General features: G+C 72.3%; 16 protein-coding genes. 9 read left to right on the top strand and 7 right to left on the bottom strand.

Annotated elements, in window-relative coordinates; genetic code table 11:
* The first annotated feature begins 26 nt into the window (after positions 1–26).
* Positions 27–1,010 carry an iron-siderophore ABC transporter substrate-binding protein gene (locus ACFYXM_RS14205; protein WP_389289272.1) on the top strand — a complete coding sequence of 328 codons (984 nt, stop codon included), beginning with the start codon at positions 27–29 and terminating at the stop codon, positions 1,008–1,010.
* Between the two features lie 168 nt (positions 1,011–1,178).
* Positions 1,179–2,279, top strand: a complete 1,101-nt coding sequence (locus tag ACFYXM_RS14200) for a sulfite oxidase (protein ID WP_389289271.1) — start codon at positions 1,179–1,181, stop codon at positions 2,277–2,279.
* Between the two features lie 51 nt (positions 2,280–2,330).
* On the opposite strand, the gene ACFYXM_RS14195 is transcribed toward ACFYXM_RS14200, so the two are convergent.
* Positions 2,331–3,611, bottom strand: a complete 1,281-nt coding sequence (locus ACFYXM_RS14195) for a hypothetical protein (protein WP_389289269.1) — start codon at positions 3,609–3,611, stop codon at positions 2,331–2,333.
* A gap of 132 nt (positions 3,612–3,743) precedes the next feature.
* Between ACFYXM_RS14195 and ACFYXM_RS14190 the strand changes: the two genes are divergently transcribed.
* Positions 3,744–6,329: a helicase-associated domain-containing protein gene (locus tag ACFYXM_RS14190; RefSeq protein ID WP_389289268.1), complete on the top strand. Its 2,586-nt coding sequence runs from the start codon at positions 3,744–3,746 to the stop codon at positions 6,327–6,329.
* Between the two features lie 63 nt (positions 6,330–6,392).
* Here the strand turns inward: ACFYXM_RS14190 and ACFYXM_RS14185 are convergent, their stop codons facing one another.
* Positions 6,393–7,034, bottom strand: coding sequence for an RloB family protein (locus tag ACFYXM_RS14185; RefSeq protein WP_389289267.1), 642 nt, complete (start codon positions 7,032–7,034; stop codon positions 6,393–6,395).
* On the bottom strand, positions 6,967–8,331 hold the full coding sequence (locus ACFYXM_RS14180) for an ATP/GTP-binding protein (RefSeq protein ID WP_389289266.1): 1,365 nt from the start codon (positions 8,329–8,331) through the stop codon (positions 6,967–6,969). Before ACFYXM_RS14180 ends, ACFYXM_RS14185 begins: the two co-directional genes overlap by 68 nt.
* Before the next feature lie 287 nt (positions 8,332–8,618).
* On the opposite strand from ACFYXM_RS14180, the gene ACFYXM_RS14175 reads away from it, so the two are divergent.
* On the top strand, positions 8,619–10,262 hold the full coding sequence (locus ACFYXM_RS14175) for a DNA repair helicase XPB (RefSeq protein WP_389289265.1): 1,644 nt from the start codon (positions 8,619–8,621) through the stop codon (positions 10,260–10,262).
* A gap of 98 nt (positions 10,263–10,360) precedes the next feature.
* Here the strand turns inward: ACFYXM_RS14175 and ACFYXM_RS14170 are convergent, their stop codons facing one another.
* Positions 10,361–10,558, bottom strand: a complete 198-nt coding sequence (locus tag ACFYXM_RS14170; RefSeq protein ID WP_389289264.1) for a hypothetical protein — start codon at positions 10,556–10,558, stop codon at positions 10,361–10,363.
* A 515-nt stretch (positions 10,559–11,073) separates the two neighbouring features.
* On the opposite strand from ACFYXM_RS14170, the gene ACFYXM_RS14165 reads away from it, so the two are divergent.
* A complete protein-coding gene (locus ACFYXM_RS14165) occupies positions 11,074–13,182 on the top strand; it encodes a HelD family protein (RefSeq protein WP_389289263.1) in 2,109 nt (702 codons plus the stop codon).
* A 251-nt stretch (positions 13,183–13,433) separates the two neighbouring features.
* On the opposite strand, the gene ACFYXM_RS14160 is transcribed toward ACFYXM_RS14165, so the two are convergent.
* Positions 13,434–14,123, bottom strand: coding sequence for a copper homeostasis protein CutC (locus ACFYXM_RS14160; protein ID WP_389289262.1), 690 nt, complete (start codon positions 14,121–14,123; stop codon positions 13,434–13,436).
* 264 nt (positions 14,124–14,387) lie between these two features.
* On the opposite strand from ACFYXM_RS14160, the gene ACFYXM_RS14155 reads away from it, so the two are divergent.
* The 3 genes from ACFYXM_RS14155 (at position 14,388) to ACFYXM_RS14145 (ending at position 19,002) form a co-directional block, all read left to right on the top strand.
* Positions 14,388–16,679 (top strand): heavy metal translocating P-type ATPase, encoded by a 2,292-nt coding sequence (locus ACFYXM_RS14155; protein ID WP_389289261.1) that lies wholly within the window; start codon positions 14,388–14,390, stop codon positions 16,677–16,679.
* A gap of 191 nt (positions 16,680–16,870) precedes the next feature.
* Positions 16,871–17,554 carry a hypothetical protein gene (locus tag ACFYXM_RS14150; protein WP_389289260.1) on the top strand — a complete coding sequence of 228 codons (684 nt, stop codon included), beginning with the start codon at positions 16,871–16,873 and terminating at the stop codon, positions 17,552–17,554.
* Positions 17,555–17,727: 173 nt separating this feature from the next.
* Entirely contained in the window at positions 17,728–19,002 is a 1,275-nt protein-coding gene (locus ACFYXM_RS14145; protein ID WP_389289314.1) for a Cmx/CmrA family chloramphenicol efflux MFS transporter, read from the top strand.
* A gap of 79 nt (positions 19,003–19,081) precedes the next feature.
* Here ACFYXM_RS14145 and ACFYXM_RS14140 read toward each other — a convergent pair whose 3' ends face one another.
* Together ACFYXM_RS14140 and ACFYXM_RS14135 are read right to left on the bottom strand one after the other, a co-directional pair.
* On the bottom strand, positions 19,082–19,363 hold the full coding sequence (locus ACFYXM_RS14140) for a DUF4031 domain-containing protein (protein WP_389289259.1): 282 nt from the start codon (positions 19,361–19,363) through the stop codon (positions 19,082–19,084).
* Positions 19,360–19,728, bottom strand: a complete 369-nt coding sequence (locus tag ACFYXM_RS14135) for a hypothetical protein (protein WP_073789203.1) — start codon at positions 19,726–19,728, stop codon at positions 19,360–19,362. Before ACFYXM_RS14135 ends, ACFYXM_RS14140 begins: the two co-directional genes overlap by 4 nt.
* A 174-nt stretch (positions 19,729–19,902) precedes the next feature.
* Here ACFYXM_RS14135 and ACFYXM_RS14130 point away from each other — a divergent pair, with 174 nt between their 5' ends.
* Positions 19,903–20,820, top strand: a complete 918-nt coding sequence (locus ACFYXM_RS14130) for a MurR/RpiR family transcriptional regulator (protein ID WP_362032131.1) — start codon at positions 19,903–19,905, stop codon at positions 20,818–20,820.
* Positions 20,821–20,831 lie beyond the last annotated feature (11 nt).

Genomic DNA, 20,831 nt, shown 5'->3' with positions numbered 1-20,831 from the left:
TCGACACCCGCGACGAAAGGCCGACCATGACCACCCTCACCCGGCGCCGGGGTCTCTCCCTCGGCGCGCTCGCCCTGACCGGCGCGCTCGCGCTCTCCGCCTGCGGTTTCTCGGACTCCGGCAGCTCCTCCGATTCCAGTGGTGACGCCGCCTCCGTCAAGACCCACACCGTCGAGACGGCCATGGGCGACGTGAAGGTCCCCGTGGACCCCCGGCGCGTCGTGGTCCTGGACACCGGTGAGCTGGACTCCGCGCTCAGCCTCGGCGTGCGGCCGGTCGGCGCGACGCACTCGGCGACGGAGGACGGCTTCCCCACCTATCTGCCCGCCGAGAAGACCAAGGGCATCGAGGCGGTCGGCGAGATCGCCAACCCCAACCTGGAGACCGTCGCCTCGCTGAAGCCGGACCTGATCCTGACCAACAAGGTCCGTGACGGCGACCGTTACGAACAGCTCAGCGCGATCGCCCCCACCGTGATGACGGAGTCCACCGGCACCGCCTGGAAGCAGAACTTCCGGCTGCACGCGCAGGCCCTCGGCAAGGAGAACGAGGCGAAGAAGGTCGTCGCCGCGTACGACGCCCATGTCGCAGAGGTCACGAAGGCGCTCGGCGGCAAGGAGAAGGCCGCCGCGACCGAGGTCAACTTCGTCCGGTTCGTCGAGGGCGCCGACATCCGCATCTACGGCAAGCAGAACTACATCGGCTCGATCCTCGGCGACCTCGGCCTCGGCCGGCCCGCCATCACCGACAAGGCCAAGGACGGCTTCTCGTACGACGTGTCCCCCGAGAAGATCGACCTCGCGGACGCGGACGTCATCTTCACGTCGACGTACGGCAGCCCGGAGAAGGCGGGGACGAAGAAGACGATGAACAGCGGCCTGTGGAAGGGGCTGAAGGCGTCGAAGGCCGGAAAGGTCTTCGAGGTCGACGACCGCCTGTGGATCGCGGGCATCGGCTACACGGCCGCGGACAAGATCCTCGACGAACTGCGGACGGACATGACGAAGTGACAGTGCGGCGGGACGATTCACGTATCGCGCCGCCCTTGGGATCCGTCGTCGCCCAGGAGACGTTTTACGGATCGATCCCTGTCGTTCGGCACCTGCGGGCTCCCACGCTTCCCTGCATCACCCGCCCGGCCTGCGCCCTTGGCGGGCGGCCTGGTGTACTCGCCGGACATGGCGGATATTGACCAGATGGGCACATGGGACAAGTCCGACGCAATGCTCGTCCATCAGGACGAGCCCTACAACGCCGAAGCGCCTCCTGGCGCCCTCCAATCCCAGATCACCCCCCTGGACACCTTCTACGGTCGCAACCACGCGCCGATCCCCCGCATCGACTCGGCGAACTGGCGACTGCGAGTGGAAGGTCTGGTCGATCGTCCGCTCGAGTTGTCGATGGACGATCTGCGCCGCTTCCCCGAGCGGACGGTGGCGGCGACACTGCAGTGTGCGGGCAACCGCCGCTCCGATCTCATCGAGGTCCGCGACATCCCCGGTCAGGTCCCCTGGGGCCCCGGAGCCATCTCCACCGCGAAATGGAGCGGGGCGAGCCTGGCGGATGTGCTCGCCGAGGCAGGAGTGCGGCCGGAAGCCGCCCACATCGCTTTCACCGGCGCCGATGTCTCACAGCAGGCCACTCCGCCCCAGCCCTTCGGCGGCTCTCTGCCGTTGGCCAAGGCAACCTCCAGCGAGGTGCTCCTGGCCTGGGCCATGAATGATCAGGCGCTGCCCGCCGCGCACGGCGCTCCGCTGCGCGTGATCGTCCCGGGCTGGATCGGCGCCCGCAGCATCAAATGGCTCCATCGCATCAGCGCACAGGCCGAACCGACCGACAACTACTTCCAGACCGAATACAGCATCCTGCCCCCCGAAGCCGACCCCACGGCGGCTGAACCGGGCGTCGGCATCACCCTCGGTCCGGTCGGTATCCACTGCGCCATCCTGCGGCCCGGCAAGAACGCCCACCTGGCCTCCGGGCCGATCGAGGTAAGCGGATTCGCCTTCGCCGGGGACGACCGAACCGTGGCACGCGTGGATGTCTCCACCGACAGCGGCCACACCTGGACCCACGCGGATCTCGACCCGCCGGAGAACCCCTGGACGTGGCAGCACTGGCGCACCACGCTCACCCTGCCCCCGGGCGAGGCCGAGCTCGTCGCACGCGCCTGGGACTCCGCCGCGACCGTGCAGGCCGAATCCCCGGCGGCCGTCTGGAACCCCAGGGGATACGCCAACAACGCCGCGGCTCACCTGCACATCACGTGCGGTCCGTGACCAGACGCCGTGTGCCGTCCCTGACCAGACACCGTGGTGGATCTTCCGCCCTCACCCCGCCCGTCGCCGCGCCCGCCACACCAGGAACGCCGCCGAGGCGATCGCGGCCGTCCGGACCAGCACCGGCCACGTCCCGCTCATCGCCTCCCCCAGGCCGTCCCGCGCGACCGGCTCTCCCCAGCGGCCCTCCATGCGACCCCAGAGCCAGACGATCCCGCCCGCCACGACCACGCCCGGCAGGCCCATCGCCGCCCATTTCGCCTCGGCGCGGGACAGCGTGCGCGAGCTGTACGCGAGCAGCCAGCCGCCCGCCAGGGCCAGCCAGGAGCCCAGCACCGCGCCCGCGACCAGCAGCGCGGCGGCGACCAGCAGCAGGGGGTGGGAGAACCCGCCCCTCCGCGCCGCGCCGTCCTCCACCTCGCGCGGGGCGCGGCGGAGCAGTCCGAGGAGCCGACGGCGCGGCGGCGGCGCCGCGCCGTCGGCTCCTTCGTCGGAGGGCTCCTCCCCGTCCGCCCCGTCCGCGTGCTCGTCCGTAGCCGTACGGGGGCGTGGGACGGTGTCCCCGGCCGACGGCGGGCGCATCATGGCCGGGATCTCGACGCCCCCGGTGAACCCGGGCACGTCGACCCCGGCGCCGAAGGATCCCGGCTCGACCATCCACCAGTCGGGTTCGCCGCCGGACGGACCCAGTTCGTCCGTCCCTGCCATGTGCGGCGGCGAGGGGACCCGTCCGGCCATCGGCGGCGGGGCCTCGTGGTTCGCCGGGTCCTCCGGGGCTTCCGGTTCCGCCGGGTCACCGCCCTCGCGTTCCTGGCCGTCCCGGCCGTCCCAGCCGTCCCAGCCGTCTCGGCCGTCCCGGCTCTCCCGCCCCTCCCGGTCTCCCCGACCGCGCCGCCGGTCGTCCGGGCTCTGCGGCCCGGCGGCCGACACCTCCGCGCCCGTACCGGCCCCCGGCTCCGGCTCCGTCCCCGTACGGGTACCGGAGGCCGCCCGTTCCGCGCCCCTGCCGAAGACGTCCTTCCTCAGCAACCCTCTGCGCGTCTCACGGGCAGCCGGGACAGCACGTCCCGACCGCTCGGGCGGCGGCTCCACCGGTCCGTCGCCCGGCTCGGCGGCCGCGGCGACCAGTGCGTCCGGCGTGCCGAGCCTGCCGATGATGCGCCGGACGGCCGCCGGGGTGTCCGCCGACTGCTCACGGCGCTGCCGGTCGATCTCGCCCCGGAGCGTCGACACGAGCCTCATCCGCGTGCCCGAGGGCAGTTGTTGCTGCTGAGCCAGGTCGCCGACCCGGCTCAGATAGTCGTAGACGAGCTGGTCGCTCTCGATCCCCACGCGCTGGTTCCCCTCCTGCCGCCGCCCTGCACCGCCGACGGTAGCGCCCCGACTCGCCCGGAGCGACCACTACGACGCGGGGCGACGCCGGATGGGGGCCGCCCACCACGGACTACGACTACGGTGGGACGGATGGGGACGACCACACCACCACGGACGCTCGCCGAAGCCCTCCGCGCCCGGGACGACGAGTCGCTGGCGGGGCTGCTGCGTGCCCGCCCCGATCTCCTCACCCCCGTGCCCAACGACATCACCCAGCTCGCGACGAGGGCCGGTACCCGCGCCTCCGTCGTACGGGCGCTGGAGCGCCTCGACCGGTTCGCGCTCCAGACCGCCGAGGCGCTCGCCGTGGCCCCCGACCCCGCTTCGTACGAGACGCTGCTCGGCCTGCTCACCGGCGACGGCGAGCAACAGGACGGCGAGCAGCAGGACGGCGAGCAGCAGCGCGGCGGACGGCCGCACGGCGAGCGGCACGACGCCGCGCACACCGGCACCACCGCCGAGGCGCTCACCGAGGCGATCACGGACGCGCTGCCCGCCGCCCTGGGCGCCCTGCGCGAACAGGCCCTCGTGTGGGGCGAGGACGACCGGCTGCACCTGGTCCGCACCGCGCGCGAACTCCTCGCCCCGTCCCCGCGGCACCCCTCCCCGACCGGCCTGGGCCCGACCGTCGCGGAGGCCACCGCCGGTATGTCGCCGGGCCGTCTCCAGGAGATCCTGGCCGCCGCAGGGCTGACCGCCACCCATGACCCGGTCTCCGCCGTGGCGGCCCTGACCGGTCTCTTCACCGACCGGGCCGCCATGGCCGGGCTCCTGGACACCGCCCCGGCCGAGGCCCTGTCCGTCCTGGACCGGCTGGTGTGGGGGCCGCCGTACGGGGAGGTCACCCCGAATCCCGCCCCGCCCGTGCGGTGGCTGCGCGACCGCGGACTGCTGCTGCCCGTGTCGGCCCGCACCGTGGTGCTGCCCCGCGAGGCCGCCCTGCACCTGCGGGCCGGACGCGCCCACCGCGTACCGGAGCCGCGGCCACCCGCCGTCGAAGCGGTCGCGCACCGCGATCCCCAGGCTGTGGACAGTGCCGCGGCCGGCCAGGCATTCCTGGCGGTGTCGACCGTCGAGGAACTGCTGAAGGGCTGGAACGGCGGCGGCCCCGCGACACTGCGGGCCGGCGGGATCGGCGTACGCGACCTGAAACGGACCGCCGCCGCCCTCGACGTCCCCGAACCGGTCGCCGCGTTCTGGATCGAACTCGCCTACGCGGCCGGGCTGGTGGCCTCCGACGGGGAGGCCGAGGAACGGTACGCTCCGACGCCCGCGTACGACGACTGGGCCGAACTCCCCGCCCAGGAACGCTGGGCGCGCCTCGCCACCGCCTGGCTCGCCGCCACCCGGACCTCCGGCCTGGTCGGCGGTCAGGACGCCAAGGGCCGGCCCCTGTCCGCGCTCGGTCCCGGTCTCGACCGTTCGGCCGCGCCCGAGGTGCGCCACCGGGTCCTCGCGCTCCTCGCCGCCCTGGAACCGGGCACCTCCCCCGAGCCGGGTACCGTCCTCGCCCGGCTCCGCTGGGAACGCCCCTTGCGCGGTGCCGCCGCCTCCTCTTCCCCTGCCGCGTCCTCTTCTCCTGCCGCCTCCGGCTCCGACGGGGACACGGGGGACCTGCGGACCCGAATCGCCCTGTGGACGCTGAACGAGTCCGAACTCCTCGGCATCACCGGCCGGGGCGCGCTCGCCGCGCAGACCCGGGCCCTGCTCGCGTCCGGCCCCGCCGAGGCCGCCGCGCTGCTCGCCCCGCTGATCCCCGAGCCGCTGGACCACGTCCTGCTCCAGGCCGACCTGACGGCCGTCGCGCCCGGCCCGCTGGAACGCCCGCTGGCCGACACGCTCTCCGTGCTGGCGGAGATCGAGTCGAAGGGCGGCGCCACCGTCTACCGGTTCACGCCCGGGTCCGTACGCCGCGCCCTGGACGCCGGGCGGTCGGCCGCCGACCTGCACGCGTTCCTCGCCACGCACAGCCGCACGCCGGTGCCGCAGCCGCTCAGTTACCTCATCGACGACGTGGCCCGCCGCCACGGCCATCTGCGGATCGGCGCCGCCTCCTCGTACGTGCGCTGCGACGACGAGACCGTGCTGAACGAGATCCTCGCCGACAAGCGCGCGTCCGCCCTGCGCCTGCGCCGCCTCGCCCCGACGGTCCTGGCCGCCCCGGTCGACCCGGCGTCCCTGCTCGAAGGGCTGCGCGACATGGGATACGCTCCGGCCGCCGAATCGGCCGAGGGAGATGTCCTGATCACTCGCGCGGGCGCCTACCGCACCCCGCCCCGCACAGCCCCCGCCCCCGTGCCCGAGGGCCCCCCGGTCCCCGACACCACCCTGCTCGGCGCCGCGGTCCGGGCGATCCGCGCCGGAGACGCCGCCGCGACGGCGCCCCGCAAGGAACGGGACCAGGACGCCGACGCCCCGCCCGCACCGCCCGGCTCGCTGCCCCGCACGTCCGCCGCCGAGACCCTCGCCACCGTCCAGGCCGCCGCGCTGACCGGCTCGGCGCTCTGGATCGGCTACGTCAACGCCGAGGGCGCCGCCAGCCAGCACGTCATCGCCCCGGTGAGGGTCGAGGGCGGCTACGTCACGGCCTACGACCACACGGCGGACGGCGTCCGCACGTACCCGCTGCACCGCATCACGGGCGTGGCGGAACTCGCGGACGACGCGACGCCGTGAACACCGACGGGTGCCTGGGAAGGCACCCGTCAGGCACGCCGCTCGCTCTGGAAACCCGGTGCTTCAGGCCCGCCCGTGCCGCGCCGCTTTCAGCAGCCCGACCAGCCGATCCACATCCGTCCACGGATTGTCCGCGTACCCCTTCTTCCGCCCCCGTAATGCTCGGGCCAGCTCCTCGGCCTGAGTATGGCCGTCCCGAAGGCTCTCGTACACCAGGTGCTTGCGGCTGACGGAATACCCGCAGGAGCCGAGCTTTTCCAAAGCTTTCTGCGCTTCGGCCGACGTGCAGTACGCTCGCACATCCTGGAAATGCAGCAGCAGCCAGAGCTCGAAGCAGGGGTTGGTGAGCGCCACCTCGATCCCGTGCCGTGCGGCCAGTTTCAGCGCGTCCTCCAGTCCTTCGTGCGGAACCGGCGCCTCGACATCGATCACACACCAAACCTCGTCGTACGCGGTCCATCGGTCGCTCGCGGAACGCGGAGCCCGGTTCTTGTGCTCGATCGCCGCTTTCACGAGAGACTTCGGCTCACCATGCTCCCCGCCGAGACAAACCGCCACGGGAAGAGCACGCAATTCGGCTCGCAGACCTTTGAAGTATTGATGCTCCGTGCACTCTCCCTCGCAGTAGATGAGGAACCTACGCTGCTCCGGGCGTGCGCCCCTTGTCCGCTGCAGCGGTTTGCCCCGCTTCACTCCCACCCCCATGCAGGATCGCTGCGGCGATGTCCCGCAGCAGTTCGTCGTCCAAGTACGGCACCGCCCCATAGCGCCCACCCAGGTACCGCTTCTCAAGGTTGTCGGCGGAATCGCGTACCGAGAACTCCGTCATGGGGAACAACCGCGTCGCAAGAGTGTGCGGATCCTTTTCCGTGAACCACACTTGGTCCCTGAAGAGTTCGGTCCGAACATTCCGGCCGAGCAGAGCTGCCTCGTGTGTACTGAACACCAGCTGGGCTCCGGCCCGATTGGTCTCGGGCGACTGGAACACGCCGACCAGAGCATCCACGAGATACGGGTGCAGACGCGCGTCCAACTCGTCCACGCAGAGAACACCCCCCTCCGACAACGTGGTGATCACCGGGCCGATGAGGCCGATCCACGTCCGCGTCCCACTCGATTCGTATGCGAGGTCGAGTGGGAAAACGCCATCCGCCGTGCGGTGCTCGACACGCACGCGCTTGCCGTGATCGTGCTGGATCCGGACCTTGTCCCCCAGCACGTCCCTGAGCGCTCGGGTGATCCGCTCGTGCTCCTCCCGCGCCGCAGCGTCCTGCTCCTTGATCTCAAGTCCGGACACACCGAGGTCCGCGAAGCGGAGGAGGGCCATCGCGGATTCCGCGGTATGCCCCGCACTGTCGGCGAGGCACAGCTTCACCGTGTGGTCGAGCCGTTGTGGAAAATCGCGGTCCGTCGCCATCCTGAGCCCGTCTCCGAACCAGCGAAACACCTCCCGGAGCTGATCGTGCCCCTGCGCCGCCGCAACCGACAAATAGAGACTGTTCGGTCTCAGGAGTTCGGCAATCAGCTTGCGACGCCCGGTGAGCCACCGCCCGAAGACAACCTTGTCATCGGCTCCGCGCTCGTAGAGACGGCGCCGATGGCCTTCGGGGTAGTAGAAGAGCCACTCCTCGGTCACCCGGTCGTCGTCGACCGAGAAGCCGAACTGATGACGTACCCCGGCCACGACGAAGTCGACGGCGAACGAGCTGGGGTAGGAAGAGGCTGCCGCCCTGAGGGCGAACGGCCGACGTGGGACTCCGCCGCTGGGATCCCAGCGGCGAAACGATGTCAGCACCGCCGATCGCATCCAGTCGAGGGCGTCGATGACGTTCGACTTCCCGGAAGCGTTGGTGCCGTACACGGCCGCGACGGGAACCGCGCGGAGTTCACCGCCCGACAGTCTCACCTCGGCGCGCTCCGGATGGTGATCGGTGGCGACGAGAGACAGCTCCTGCTCCTCCCGGAGCGAAGCGTGATTCGTGACCTGGAACCGAAGCAGCACAGCAGCTCCTCCAAGCATTGAGCAATGTCGTTGACCAGGCTTTCTCGTCAGGCTTTGACCATACTGCCGGTTAAACGACATCGCACGGCGTTCTCACTCATTCGCTCGGCGCGAAATCGGGGCCCATACGCACGAGCGGTCGTCCGCCTCCGCGTGTCCCGGTCGCCCGGTGCCCACGTCCGGTCCGGCCCGTGTGGTGCACGACCCACGCACCCGGCCCGCACATGCGGCAGACTGGACGTTTGGCCGTTCCCGGCCGCTCCCCGCAGCAGAAAGGGCCGACGCGCGTGACCGGACCCCTCATCGTGCAAAGCGACAAGACACTGCTCCTCGAAGTCGATCACGACCTGGCCGATGCCTGCCGTCGCGCCATCGCGCCGTTCGCCGAGCTGGAGCGGGCGCCCGAGCACATCCACACCTACCGGCTGACCCCGCTCGGGCTGTGGAACGCGCGCGCCGCCGGGCACGACGCCGAGCAGGTCGTCGACGCGCTCGTGCAGTACTCGCGCTACCCCGTTCCGCACGCGCTGCTCGTCGACATCGCCGAGACGATGGCCAGGTACGGCCGCCTCACGCTCTCCAAGCACCCGGTGCACGGACTCGTGCTGACCTCCACGGACCGCCCGGTGCTGGAGGAGGTCCTGCGGTCGAAGAAGGTCCGGCCGCTGGTCGGCGCGCGGATCGACCCGGACACGGTGGCCGTGCACCCCTCGGAGCGCGGGCAGATCAAGCAGACGCTGCTGAAGCTGGGCTGGCCCGCCGAGGACCTGGCCGGTTACGTCGACGGCGAGGCGCACCCCATCGAGCTCGACCAGGACGGATGGGCGCTGCGGCCCTACCAGGAGCAGGCTGTAGAGGGGTTCTGGCACGGCGGCTCCGGTGTCGTGGTGCTGCCCTGCGGCGCGGGGAAGACGCTGGTCGGGGCCGGTGCGATGGCGCGGGCCAAGGCGACCACGCTGATCCTGGTGACGAACACCGTCTCGGCCCGGCAGTGGAAGCACGAGCTGGTGAAGCGGACCTCGCTGACCGAGGACGAGATCGGCGAGTACAGCGGTGCGCGCAAGGAGATCCGGCCGGTCACCATCGCCACGTACCAGGTGCTGACGACCCGCCGCAAGGGCGTCTACCCGCACCTGGAGCTGTTCGACTCCCGCGACTGGGGTCTGGTGGTCTACGACGAGGTGCATCTGCTGCCCGCGCCCGTCTTCAAGTTCACCGCCGACCTCCAGGCCCGGCGGCGCCTCGGGCTCACCGCGACGCTCGTGCGCGAGGACGGCCGCGAGTCGGACGTGTTCTCGCTGATCGGGCCGAAGCGGTTCGACGCCCCGTGGAAGGAGATCGAGGCGCAGGGCTACATCGCGCCCGCCGACTGCGTCGAGGTACGGGTCGATCTGACGGACTCGGAACGGCTCGCGTACGCGACCGCGGAGGCCGAGGAGAAGTACCGGTTCTGCGCGACGACCGCGACGAAGCGCAGGGTGACCGAGGCGCTGGTGCGCAAGCACAAGGGCGAGCAGACCCTGGTCATCGGGCAGTACATCGACCAGCTCGACGAGCTGGGCGAACACCTGGACGCGCCGGTGATCAAGGGCGAGACGACCAACGCCCAGCGGGAGAAGCTGTTCGACGCGTTCCGCGAGGGCGAGATCAGCGTCCTGGTGGTGTCGAAGGTCGCGAACTTCTCGATCGACCTCCCGGAGGCGACGGTCGCCATCCAGGTGTCGGGGACGTTCGGCTCGCGGCAGGAGGAGGCGCAGCGGCTCGGCCGGGTGCTGCGGCCGAAGGCGGACGGGCACGAGGCCCGGTTCTACTCGGTGGTGGCCCGCGACACGATCGACCAGGACTTCGCGGCGCACCGCCAGCGTTTTCTGGCCGAGCAGGGGTACGCGTACCGGATCGTCGACGCCGACGAGCTGCTGAGCGGCGGCTGATCCCCGTCCGGGGAGCGGCTGGGCCTCTCCTCGTTACGGGAGTGGCTGGTCCTCTCCTCGCTGCGGGGAGGCGACCGGGCGGTGGCTCGGCGCGCCGCTCAGCGCGTGCGGGTGCGCGTGCGGACGCCCGCCTCCTCGGCGTACTCGCCCATGACGACCACTCCGAACGCGGCGCGGGCGTAGACCTTGACGGCGCGCAGGGCGTCGCCGAAGCGGTGGGCGTGCGGGTGACCGGTGGCCGCCGTCGCGCCGTGCGCGGGACCGGTCCTGCGGGGGTTCAAGGTAACGGTGCTCATGTGTTCCATGCTCCTGCGCCCGATGCCCGCGGACATCGGCCCGCGGGCCGAACCGGCGGGCGGAGCGCGTAGCCCTGGAGTCGTACGCGGTCGTCTCCGCGAAGGACCCGCGCGCCCCCCATCCCCTACGGGACGCGGCCCGCCGTCCCGGAGACGGCCCGGGCACCGGGAGGCGGCCCCGGGGCAGCGCGGGGACCCCGGAATGGTCCCGCCGACGGCCCCGGCGAAAACCGTTCGCCCCCGACCGGATCGGCCGATACAATCGCCGGTCTGCCCGCCTCCCGCACCGTGGTACCGGCCCGCGCCGGCAGCCGGGGGAGCGCCGCCGACCGGACGGAAACCGGCCGACATCCGTACGCCCGCACCACCGCGTACGCACCCCGTGATCGATCCCCGAGCGGACCGCATCGCCCCACCCCGGCCCGGCCGTACCGTGCCGAGCCATGCCGGACCCGTGCCGTGCGAGGGGCGGGCCGCGGTCCGCCGTCCCGCGTTCAACAGCCGGAGGCAACACCGTGCCCGCGCACGAACACGAAAGCGTCACCACCGATCCACTGGTCCGGGAGCGCGCCCATCTCGCCGCCTCCCGCTCCGCGTTGCGCGCCATGCGCGAGGACGTCCAGGCCCTCGACATCGGCGATGTCACCGCGAACTGGGTCAACGCGGTCGTTCTCCAGTCCCAGATCGACGAGCGCATCAAGTCCCTCGCCGATCTCGCCCACACCCCGCTCTTCTTCGGGCGTCTGGACTACCTGCACGAGGTGGGCGCCGATCAGGCCGAGGGGGCCGAGGGGGAGCGGTTCTACATCGGTCGCCGTCACGTCCACGACACCGACGGCGACCCGATGGTCGTCGACTGGCGCGCGCCCGTCTCGCAGCCGTTCTACCGGGCGTCGAAGAAGGATCCGCAGGACGTCGGCCGACGCCGCCGCTTCGGGTACACCGGTGGTGAACTGACCGCGTACGAGGACGAGGACCTCACCGATCCGGCGGAGGCCGAGCGGACCAGCAGGCTCCTCCAGGCGGAGATCGAACGGCCCCGTGTCGGTCCCATGCGGGACATCGTCGCGACGATCCAGCCCGAGCAGGACGAGATCGTCCGCAGCGGCCTGGGCGGGACGGTGTGCGTCCAGGGAGGTCCGGGGACCGGCAAGACCGCCGTCGGCCTGCACCGGGTCGCGTACCTGCTCTACGCGCACCGCGAGCGGCTGGCCCGGACCGGGACGCTGGTCATCGGGCCGAACCGGTCGTTCCTCCACTACATCGAGCAGGTGCTCCCGGCGCTGGGCGAGCTGGAGGTGAAGCAGGCGACCGTCGACGACCTGGTGACGGCGGGCGCTGCGGGCGCGGTGGCGGGCGCGCCGGGCGCCGCGGGCATCGAGGTACGCGGCACGGACGCGGCGGAGGCCGCCGTCGTCAAGGGCGACGCCAGGATGGCCGAGGTACTGCGGCGGGCCATCCGTTCGCACGTGACGATGCCGACGGAGCCGGTCGTGGTGGTGCGCGGTTCGCGCCGCTGGCGGGTGCCCGCGTACGAGCTGGAGGAGATCGTCGCCGAACTGCTGGCCCGGGACATGCGGTACGGGGCCGCCCACGAGGCGCTCCCGCAGCGCATCGCGCACGCCGTCCTGGTCCGGATGGAGGAGGCGGGCGAGGCGCCCGACGACCGGGTGCAGAACGCGGTGGCCCGCAATCCGGCGGTGAAGGCGGCCGTGAAGGCGATCTGGCCGGCCGTCGACCCGGCCAAGCTGGTGCTGCGGCTGCTCTCGGACGCGGAGTTCCTGGCCACGCACGCGGACGGGCTGCTCACCGAGGACGAGCGGAAGGCGATCCTGTGGGTGAAGCCCGCCCGGAGCGTGCGGTCGGCGAAGTGGTCGGCCGCGGACGCGGTGCTGATCGACGAGGCGCGTGACCTGGTGACGCGGACGCACTCGCTGGGCCATGTGGTGCTCGACGAGGCGCAGGACCTTTCCCCGATGCAGTACCGGGCGGTGGGCCGCCGCTGTTCGACGGGTTCGGCGACGGTCCTCGGCGACCTGGCGCAGGGCACGACGCCGTGGTCCACGGAGAGCTGGACGCAGGCCCTGCGCCATCTGGGCAAGCCGGACGCGGTGGTGGAGGAGCTGACGGCGGGTTTCCGTGTGCCGCGCGAGGTGATCGCGTACGCGTCCCGGCTGCTGCCGGTGATCTCGCCGGGGCTCGCGGAGGTGGAGTCGGTGCGGGAGTCGCCGGGTTCGCTGGAGGTACGGGCGGCGGCCGGTCCGGCGGAGCTGGACGCGGCGGTGCTGGCGGCGTGCGAGGAGTCGCTGACCCGGGAGGGCTCGATCGGGCTGATCGCGGCCGACGCACGCGTTCCGGCGCTGGCCGAGGCGCTGACGGCCGCGGGCCATGCGTATCTCTCGCCCGGTGAGGAGACGTCGGCCGAGGCCCGGCTGACCCTCGTTCCGGCGTCCCTGGCGAAGGGTCTGGAGTACGACTACGTCGTGCTGGACGAGCCCGCGGCGGTGGTGGACGGCGAACCGGACACGCGCACGGGGCTGCGGCGGCTGTACGTGGCGCTGACCCGTGCGGTGTCCGGACTGACGGTCGTGCACGCGGCGGCGCTGCCGGACGAGCTGGCGTAACGGCCGGGGTGGAGGGCCGGTACGGCACGGGATACGGGCCCGGGCACGGGATACGGGGGCCGGTACCGGACCGGGTACGGAGCCCGGGGCCAGGACGGGGCCGGTGCCGGACCGGGTACGGGCCGGGCGGCCCGTGGCCCGTACCCCGTCGAGGGCACCCGCCCATCAGGGGCACTCGCCCGGCGGGTGCTCCTCCCCGCTCACGCCTTGGGAACCCTCACGCTTCGAGGATCCTCACGCTTCGAGGACCGTCACGCGTCGAGGACCGTCCGCCACTCCCGTACCGCCACCGCGTCCACCGCTCCCGACCAGCCCCGCGGGCGGGCCGCTCCGCCGATGTGCACCGCGTCGATGCCCGCCGCCAGCAGCTCCGGCAGATGGTCCAGACGGAGTCCGCCGCCCACCAGGATCCGCGGCTCGTAGCCGGGCTCGTCCTTGCGCGCCGCCTCGGCGACCAGCGTCGGGATGCCGTCGTCGACGCCCTTCGGAGAGCCCGCCGTGAGGTAGGTGTCCAGACCGGGCAGGTCCGCCAGTTGCTTGCGCAGCGCGTCCCGGTCGGCGGCGCGGTCGATCGCCCGGTGGAACGTCCAGCGGCAGCCGTCCAGTTCGGAGACAAGCCGCTCGACGGCGACCAGGTCCGGGCCACCCTCGGCATCGAGGAAGCCCAGGACGAACTCCTCGGCGCCCGCCTCCCGCAGCTCACGTGCCCTGGCCACGAGGAGGTCGAGATCACCGGCGGCGAAGCCGTCCGCCGGCCTGATCATCACCCGCAGCGGGATGTCCACCGCCGCCCGGATCTCCGCGAAGGTCGCACAGGACGGGGTCAGGCCGTCCGCCGCCATGTCGGTGACCAGCTCAAGCCGGTCCGCACCACCCTCCTGGGCGGCGACCGCGTCCTCCGCGTCGAGAGCGATCACCTCCAGGACTGCACGGTTGCTCATCGGAACCCAATCCTCCAGGAAGCGGCAACAGGTCAACAGGTCTAGTCCAATGGCCAGCCTACGGGGAGATCGCCCACGGACACAGCCCGAATGCGCGCCGAAGGCCGTGAGCTCGGACGCATCCCGCCTCCGGACGCACACACTCCCGGGCGGCCCGGGCATTTCCGCCTTGCGTTTAATAGGGGAGGGGGGTATACCTGTGAGAGTAGGCATACCCCCTAGGGGTATGAGGTCGGGTATTAGGTCTCCGCCAGGGAGGACATCGTGTCCGCGCATACCGCCACCACCGGCACCGGTTCCGGCACGGCCGCCGGCGCCACCGCAGAGGTCGAGCTCGCGATCGGCGGGATGACCTGCGCCTCCTGCGCGGCCCGCATCGAGAAGAAGCTGAACCGGATGGACGGGGTCGAGGCCACCGTCAACTACGCCACCGAGAAGGCCAAGGTCAGCTACCGGGGCGAGGACATCTCCGTACAGGACCTGATCGCCACCGTCGAGAAGACCGGTTACACGGCGCACGAGCCCGCTCCCCCGGCACGCGCCGAGGAGGACTCCCCCGCCGCGGGCGCGGAGGACGACGAGCTGGGGCCGCTGCGGCAGCGGCTGGTCACCGCCGTCGCGCTCGCCGTGCCGGTGATCGCCCTGTCGATGGTTCCGGCGTTCCAGTTCGACTACTGGCAGTGGCTCGCGCTGACGCTGACGGCTCCGGTCGTCACGTACGCCGCCTGGCCGTTCCACCGGGCCGCCTGGACCAACACCCGGCACGGGGCGGCGACGATGGACACGCTGATCTCGGTCGGCACCTCGGCCGCGTTCCTGTGGTCGGTGTGGGCACTGTTCTTCGGTACGGCCGGGATGACCGGCATGACCCACCCCTTCGAGCTGACGATCGGCCGCAGCGACGGCGCCGGGAACATCTACCTGGAGGCCGCCGCCGGGGTCACCGCCTTCATCCTCGCCGGGCGCTACTTCGAGGCCCGCTCCAAGCGGAAGGCGGGCGCGGCCCTCAAGGCGCTCCTCGAACTGGGCGCCAAGGAGGTCACCGTGGAGCGCGGCGGCCGTGAGGTGACCGTGCCGACGGCCGAACTCCGGGTCGGCGACCGCTTCCTGGTCCGGCCCGGCGAGAAGATCGCCACCGACGGGATCGTCGTGGAGGGCGCCTCGGCCGTGGACGCGTCGATGCTCACGGGTGAGTCGGTGCCGGTGGAGGTCGGTGTCGGCGACCCGGTCACGGGGGCCACGCTCAACGCGGGCGGCCGGCTGGTCGTCGAGGCGACCCGGATCGGCGCCGACACGCAGCTGGCCCGGATGGCCAGGCTCGTCGAGGACGCGCAGAACGGCAAGGCGGCCGCACAGCGCCTCGCGGACCGGATCTCGGCCGTCTTCGTCCCGGCCGTCATCGCGCTCGCCCTGGCCACACTGGTCGCGTGGCTGCTCGTCACGGACGACGTGACGGCTGCGTTCACGGCCGCCGTGGCCGTACTGATCATCGCCTGCCCGTGCGCCCTGGGCCTGGCCACCCCGACCGCCCTCATGGTCGGCACCGGCCGCGGCGCCCAGCACGGCATCCTGATCAAGGGCCCCGAAGTCCTGGAGACCACCCGCCGCGTCGACACCATCGTCCTGGACAAGACCGGCACCGTCACCACCGGCCGCATGACTCTCCTCGACGTCCACACCACCACCGGCACCACCCAGACCGAAGTCCTGCGCCTCGCCGGCGCCCTGGAACACTCCTCCGAACACCCCATCGCCCAGGCCGTCGCCACCGGCGCCACCGAACGCACCGGCAACCCCCTCCCCACCCCCGAGGACTTCACCAACGTCCCCGGACTCGGCGTCCAGGGCATCGTCGACGGCCACGCCGTCCTCGTCGGCCGCGAACAACTGCTCGCGGAGTGGGAGATCCACCTGCCGGTCGAGCTGGCCCGGCAGAAAGCCGCGGCGGAGGCGGCGGGCCGGACGGCCATCGCGGTCGCCTGGGACGGCGAGGCGCGTGCGGTCCTGGAGGTCGCCGACGCGGTGAAGGACACCAGCGCGGAGGCCGTCGAGCGGCTGCGGGCCCTCGGCCTGACCCCGATCCTGCTGACGGGCGACAACCGGGCGGTGGCCGAGGCCGTCGCGGCCGAGGTCGGAATCGGCACGGTGTACGCGGAGGTCATGCCCGAGGACAAGGTCGACGTCGTCAAGGAACTCCAGTCCCAGGGACGCTCCGTCGCCATGGTCGGCGACGGCGTGAACGACGCGGCGGCGCTCGCCCAGGCCGACCTGGGCCTGGCGATGGGTACGGGAACGGACGCCGCGATCGAGGCCGGTGACCTGACCCTGGTGCGCGGGGACCTGCGGGCCGCAGCGGACGCCATCCGGCTCGCCCGCCGGACGCTGGGCACCATCCGTACCAACCTGTTCTGGGCCTTCGCCTACAACGTGGCCGCCCTGCCGCTCGCCGCGGCCGGACTGCTCAACCCGATGATCGCGGGCGCGGCGATGGCGTTCTCGTCGGTCTTCGTGGTCGGCAACTCGCTGCGGCTGCGGGGGTTCCGGGCCGCTTCGTAGGCCCTCCCCCTCCCGCCCCGGCGGGGCCCGCCCGGCCGCTCCAGGCCGGCGGGCCCCGTGGCGCGAGGACGCGCCGGACAACGCCGCGAGCGTGTGTGCGGGCATCGCCCGCCACGGATCACGGCCCTTACGACCTGGGGAGCAATAGGGAGCGGGCTCCCTATTGCTCCCCAGGTCGTTAGGGTCGGGCCATGACCGAGAGTTCACGCGGACACAGCGCCCACGAGGAGGACGACGCCGAGGCCCGGCTCCGCGACCGCTGGCGGGAGACGCTCGTCGCCGCCCGGCGCGGGGCTCCCGGACCCGATCCGGGACCGTACGCGGACAATCTGCTGTCCCGATGGGCCGAGCCGCAGCGGCGTTACCACACCACCGCGCACCTGATCGCGACGCTCGACCACGTCGACACGCTCGCCGCGTACGCGGCCGACGCGGACGCCGTGCGTCTGGCTGCCTGGTTCCACGACGCGGTGTACCGGCCCGACCGGTCCGAGAACGAGGAACGCAGCGCCGCCCTCGCCGAACGCGCGCTGCCGGAGGCGGGCGTACCCGACGACGTCACCGCCGAGGTGGCCCGGCTCGTCCGGCTCACCGTCACCCACGATCCGGCGGACGGCGACGCCGACGGCGAGGTGCTGTGCGACGCCGACCTCGCGATCCTGGCGGCGCCCCCGAAGGAGTACGCCGCCTACGCGGCACAGGTGCGCGAGGAGTACGACTTCGTGCCCGACGACGCGTTCCGGGAGGGGCGGACGACCGTACTGCGTCAACTGCTCAGCCTGCCCCGCCTGTTCCGCACGCCGTACGGGGCGGAGCGCTGGGAGCCCCGTGCGCGGCAGAACCTGCTGACCGAGCTGGAGCTGCTCGACCGCTGAGGCGCGGGCGCCCGACGACGGGCAGGGGCACCGGATGACGGGCGGGGGCACGGCCGGCGCACCGTACATGGCGGGTGTGTGACACCCGCGTAAAAGCGCCGCCGGAGGGAATGATGCGACGGCGAGGACGGTTGTCAGCAGTCATGCCCGACTCCGCCTCCCGCCCGTCCCGTATGCCCCTGGCCGTCTACATCCTCGGTCTCTCCGTCTTCGCCCTGGGCACCAGCGAGTTCATGCTCTCTGGTCTGCTGCCGCCGATCGCCGACGACATGAACGTGTCCATCCCCCGTGCCGGACTCCTCATATCCGCCTTCGCGATCGGCATGGTGATCGGCGCCCCGCTGCTCGCCGTGGCCACCCTGCGACTGCCGCGCCGCACCACACTCATCTCCCTCATCTCCGTCTTCGGCCTCGGACAGGTCGTGGGCGCGCTGGCGCCGACGTACGAGGTGCTGTTCGCGTCGCGGATCGTGAGCGCCTTCGCCTGCGCCGGGTTCTGGGCGGTGGGGGCGGCGGTCGCCATCGCGATGGTGCCGATGAACACCCGGGCCCGCGCGATGGCCGTGATGATCGGCGGCCTGTCGATCGCCAACGTGCTGGGCGTGCCCCTGGGGGCCCTGCTCGGCGAGAACCTCGGCTGGCGTTCGGCGTTCTGGGCCGTGGGCGCGGCGTCCGCCGTGGCACTGGTCGGCGTGGTGACGCTGATCCCGCGCATTCCGCTGCCGGAGCGCAAGCCGCGGCTCAGGCAGGAGATGGCCATCTACCGGGACCGTCAGGTGTGGCTGTCGATCGTGGTCACGGCCCTCGCCGCGGGCGGTGTCTTCTGCGCGTTCAGCTACCTGGCCCCGCTGCTCACGGATGTGGCCGGGCTGGACTCCGGGTGGGTGCCGACGGTGCTCGCGCTGTTCGGGATCGGTGCGCTGGTCGGTACGACGATCGGCGGCCGGGTCGCGGACGCGCATCTTTTCGGGGTGCTGATGAGCGGCATCGCGGCCTCGACGGTGTTCCTGGTCGCCCTGGCGCTGTTCGCGTCGTACCAGGTGGCCGCGATCGGGCTCTCGTTCCTCCTGGGCGTGTCCGCGTTCTACACGGCCCCGGCGCTCAACGCCCGGATGTTCAACGTCGCGGGCGCCGCGCCGACCCTGGCCGGTGCGACCACGACCGCCGCTTTCAACCTGGGCAACACGGGCGGCCCCTGGCTGGGTGGTGCCGTGATCGACGCCGACCTCGGTTTCGCGGCGACCGCGTGGGCGGGAGCGGCCATGACCGTGCTGGCGCTGGTGGCCGTGGTGTTCTCGCTGAGGCTGCACGGTCGTGGGGGCAGGTCCCTGCGGGTGACCGGCTCACCCGCCGCGAAGGCGTCGGCACCGACGACGTCCACGGCTCCGGCCACGTCCACGCCTCCGGCTTCGGAGGTGGGCGCGGAGACGGGCACCACCGAAGCCTGAGCGCCCTGAATGCCCTGGGGCGGGCACGGCCCGGCGGGCCCGCCCCCCTCAGCGGCCCCGTCCTACGGGTACGCCCCCGTCAGCGGGCCGGGACCGGGGCCGGGCGCCCCTTGGGCCGTCGCAGCCCGGCGGCCGTGAGCCGCCGGACGAGTTCCTTCGAGCCGATCTCCTTCGCCCCGGCACGCACCGCGTCCTCGTAACGCGACTCCGGTACGTCGTAGTGGTCCCGGTCGAACGCGCGCCCCGGGCAGCCGATGGACTCCGCGAAGGCGTGCAGTTCCTCGAAGGACACGTCACTGACCAGGTGCGACCAGAGCCGCCCGTGCCCCGGCCACTGCGGCGGGTCGATGTAGACCGTCACCGGCGTGCTATCCCGCCCAGCGAACCGACCGGCGCCACGGCGACGGCCGCCTTCGTGCACACCCAGTGCGGGTCCGGGCCCAGCTCCGGCTCGACGTCCAGGGCATGCGGATCGCCCGCGTCGCAGACCGGGCAGAGCGGCCAGCGCCCGTACCGTTCGAGCAGCGCGTCCTGCACGTCCTGAGCGACCAGACCGACGACGAACGCGACACCCTCGGGCCACTGCTCGACCCACCAGCGGCGATGCGTCACCGCGTCCTCGACCAGCGAGACGATCCCGGCCTCGGCGACGCCGCCCGCGGCGAGATCGGCCATCACCAGTGCGCGGGCCGTATGCAACGCCTGTTCCAAGGGATTCATCTCCATACGCCCATTGTCACCCGGCCCGCGAGGCCACCGGCTCGCGAGCGGGCTTCCCTCTCGGCGCCGGGCACGGATCCGGTGACCGGCTTCCGGGCAAGAGGCCGAAAACCGACTCCCGGGCACGGGACCGCCGAAGAGGGGGTTGACGGGCCCTCGGGTTGAAAATATCTTTCAAATGTGACCAACGACCTGAAGGAAAGTTTCAGCGCTGACTCCCCGCCCGCCCCGGCGGCCCTCGCGGCCAAGGTGCGTACGCTCGCGCCGTCGATGACCCGCTCCATGCAGCGTGTCGCCGAGGCCGTCGCGGGTGATCCCGCCGGTTGCGCCGCCCTGACGGTCACCGGCCTCGCCGAGCTCACCGGCACCAGCGAGGCGACGGTGGTCCGTACGGCCCGCCTCCTCGGCTACCCCGGCTACCGCGATCTGCGCCTCGCCCTCGCCGGCCTCGCGGCGCACCAGCAGTCGGGCCGGGCGCCGTCCGTCACCGCCGACATAGCGGTCGACGACCCCATCGCCGACGTGGTCGCGAAGCTGGCCTACGACGAGCAGCAGACCCTCGCCGACACGGCCGCCGGGCTCGACACGGTCCAGCTCGGTGCCGCCGTGGCCGCCGCCTCCGCCGCGCGCCGCATCGACATCTACGGTGTGGGCGCCTCCTCCCTCGTCGGCCAGGACCTGGCGCAGAAGCTGGCCCGTATCGGCCTGATCGCGCACTCCCACACGGACCCGCACCTCGCGGTGACCAACGCCGTGCAGCTGCGTTCCGGCGATGTCGCCATAGCGATCACGCACTCCGGTTCCACCGTCGATGTCATCGAGCCGCTGCGGGTCGCCTTCGACCACGGCGCGACGACGATCGCGATCACCGGCCGCCCCGACGGTCCGGTGACGCAGTACGCCGATCACGTGCTGACCACGTCCACCGCCCGCGAGACCGAGCTGAGACCCGCCGCGATGTCGAGCCGTACGAGTCAACTGCTCGTCGTCGACTGCCTGTTCGTGGGAGTCGCGCAGCGCACCTACGAAACGGCCGCCCCCGCCCTCGCCGCCTCCTACGAGGCGCTGGCCCACCGCCACACCCCACGCCCGCGCTGACGCCCACGCCG

Origin of the sequence: Streptomyces sp. NPDC002476 (genome assembly GCF_042889785.1) — a bacterium.
GTDB lineage: Bacteria > Actinomycetota > Actinomycetes > Streptomycetales > Streptomycetaceae > Streptomyces.
This window is presented reverse-complemented; position numbering and strand designations above follow the sequence as displayed.

What these genes read in the sequence shown, in the direction of transcription:
- ACFYXM_RS14135 (WP_073789203.1), bottom strand. Translation starts at nt 19,728, where the DNA reads ATGGAGATGAATCCCTTGGAACAGGCGTTGCATACGGCCCGCGCACTG.
- ACFYXM_RS14170 (WP_389289264.1), bottom strand. Translation starts at nt 10,558, where the DNA reads ATGAGCACCGTTACCTTGAACCCCCGCAGGACCGGTCCCGCGCACGGC.
- ACFYXM_RS14200 (WP_389289271.1), top strand. Translation starts at nt 1,179, where the DNA reads ATGGCGGATATTGACCAGATGGGCACATGGGACAAGTCCGACGCAATG.
- ACFYXM_RS14160 (WP_389289262.1), bottom strand. Translation starts at nt 14,123, where the DNA reads ATGAGCAACCGTGCAGTCCTGGAGGTGATCGCTCTCGACGCGGAGGAC.
- ACFYXM_RS14145 (WP_389289314.1), top strand. Translation starts at nt 17,728, where the DNA reads ATGCCCCTGGCCGTCTACATCCTCGGTCTCTCCGTCTTCGCCCTGGGC.
- ACFYXM_RS14205 (WP_389289272.1), top strand. Translation starts at nt 27, where the DNA reads ATGACCACCCTCACCCGGCGCCGGGGTCTCTCCCTCGGCGCGCTCGCC.
- ACFYXM_RS14190 (WP_389289268.1), top strand. Translation starts at nt 3,744, where the DNA reads ATGGGGACGACCACACCACCACGGACGCTCGCCGAAGCCCTCCGCGCC.
- ACFYXM_RS14185 (WP_389289267.1), bottom strand. Translation starts at nt 7,034, where the DNA reads ATGGGGGTGGGAGTGAAGCGGGGCAAACCGCTGCAGCGGACAAGGGGC.
- ACFYXM_RS14150 (WP_389289260.1), top strand. Translation starts at nt 16,871, where the DNA reads ATGACCGAGAGTTCACGCGGACACAGCGCCCACGAGGAGGACGACGCC.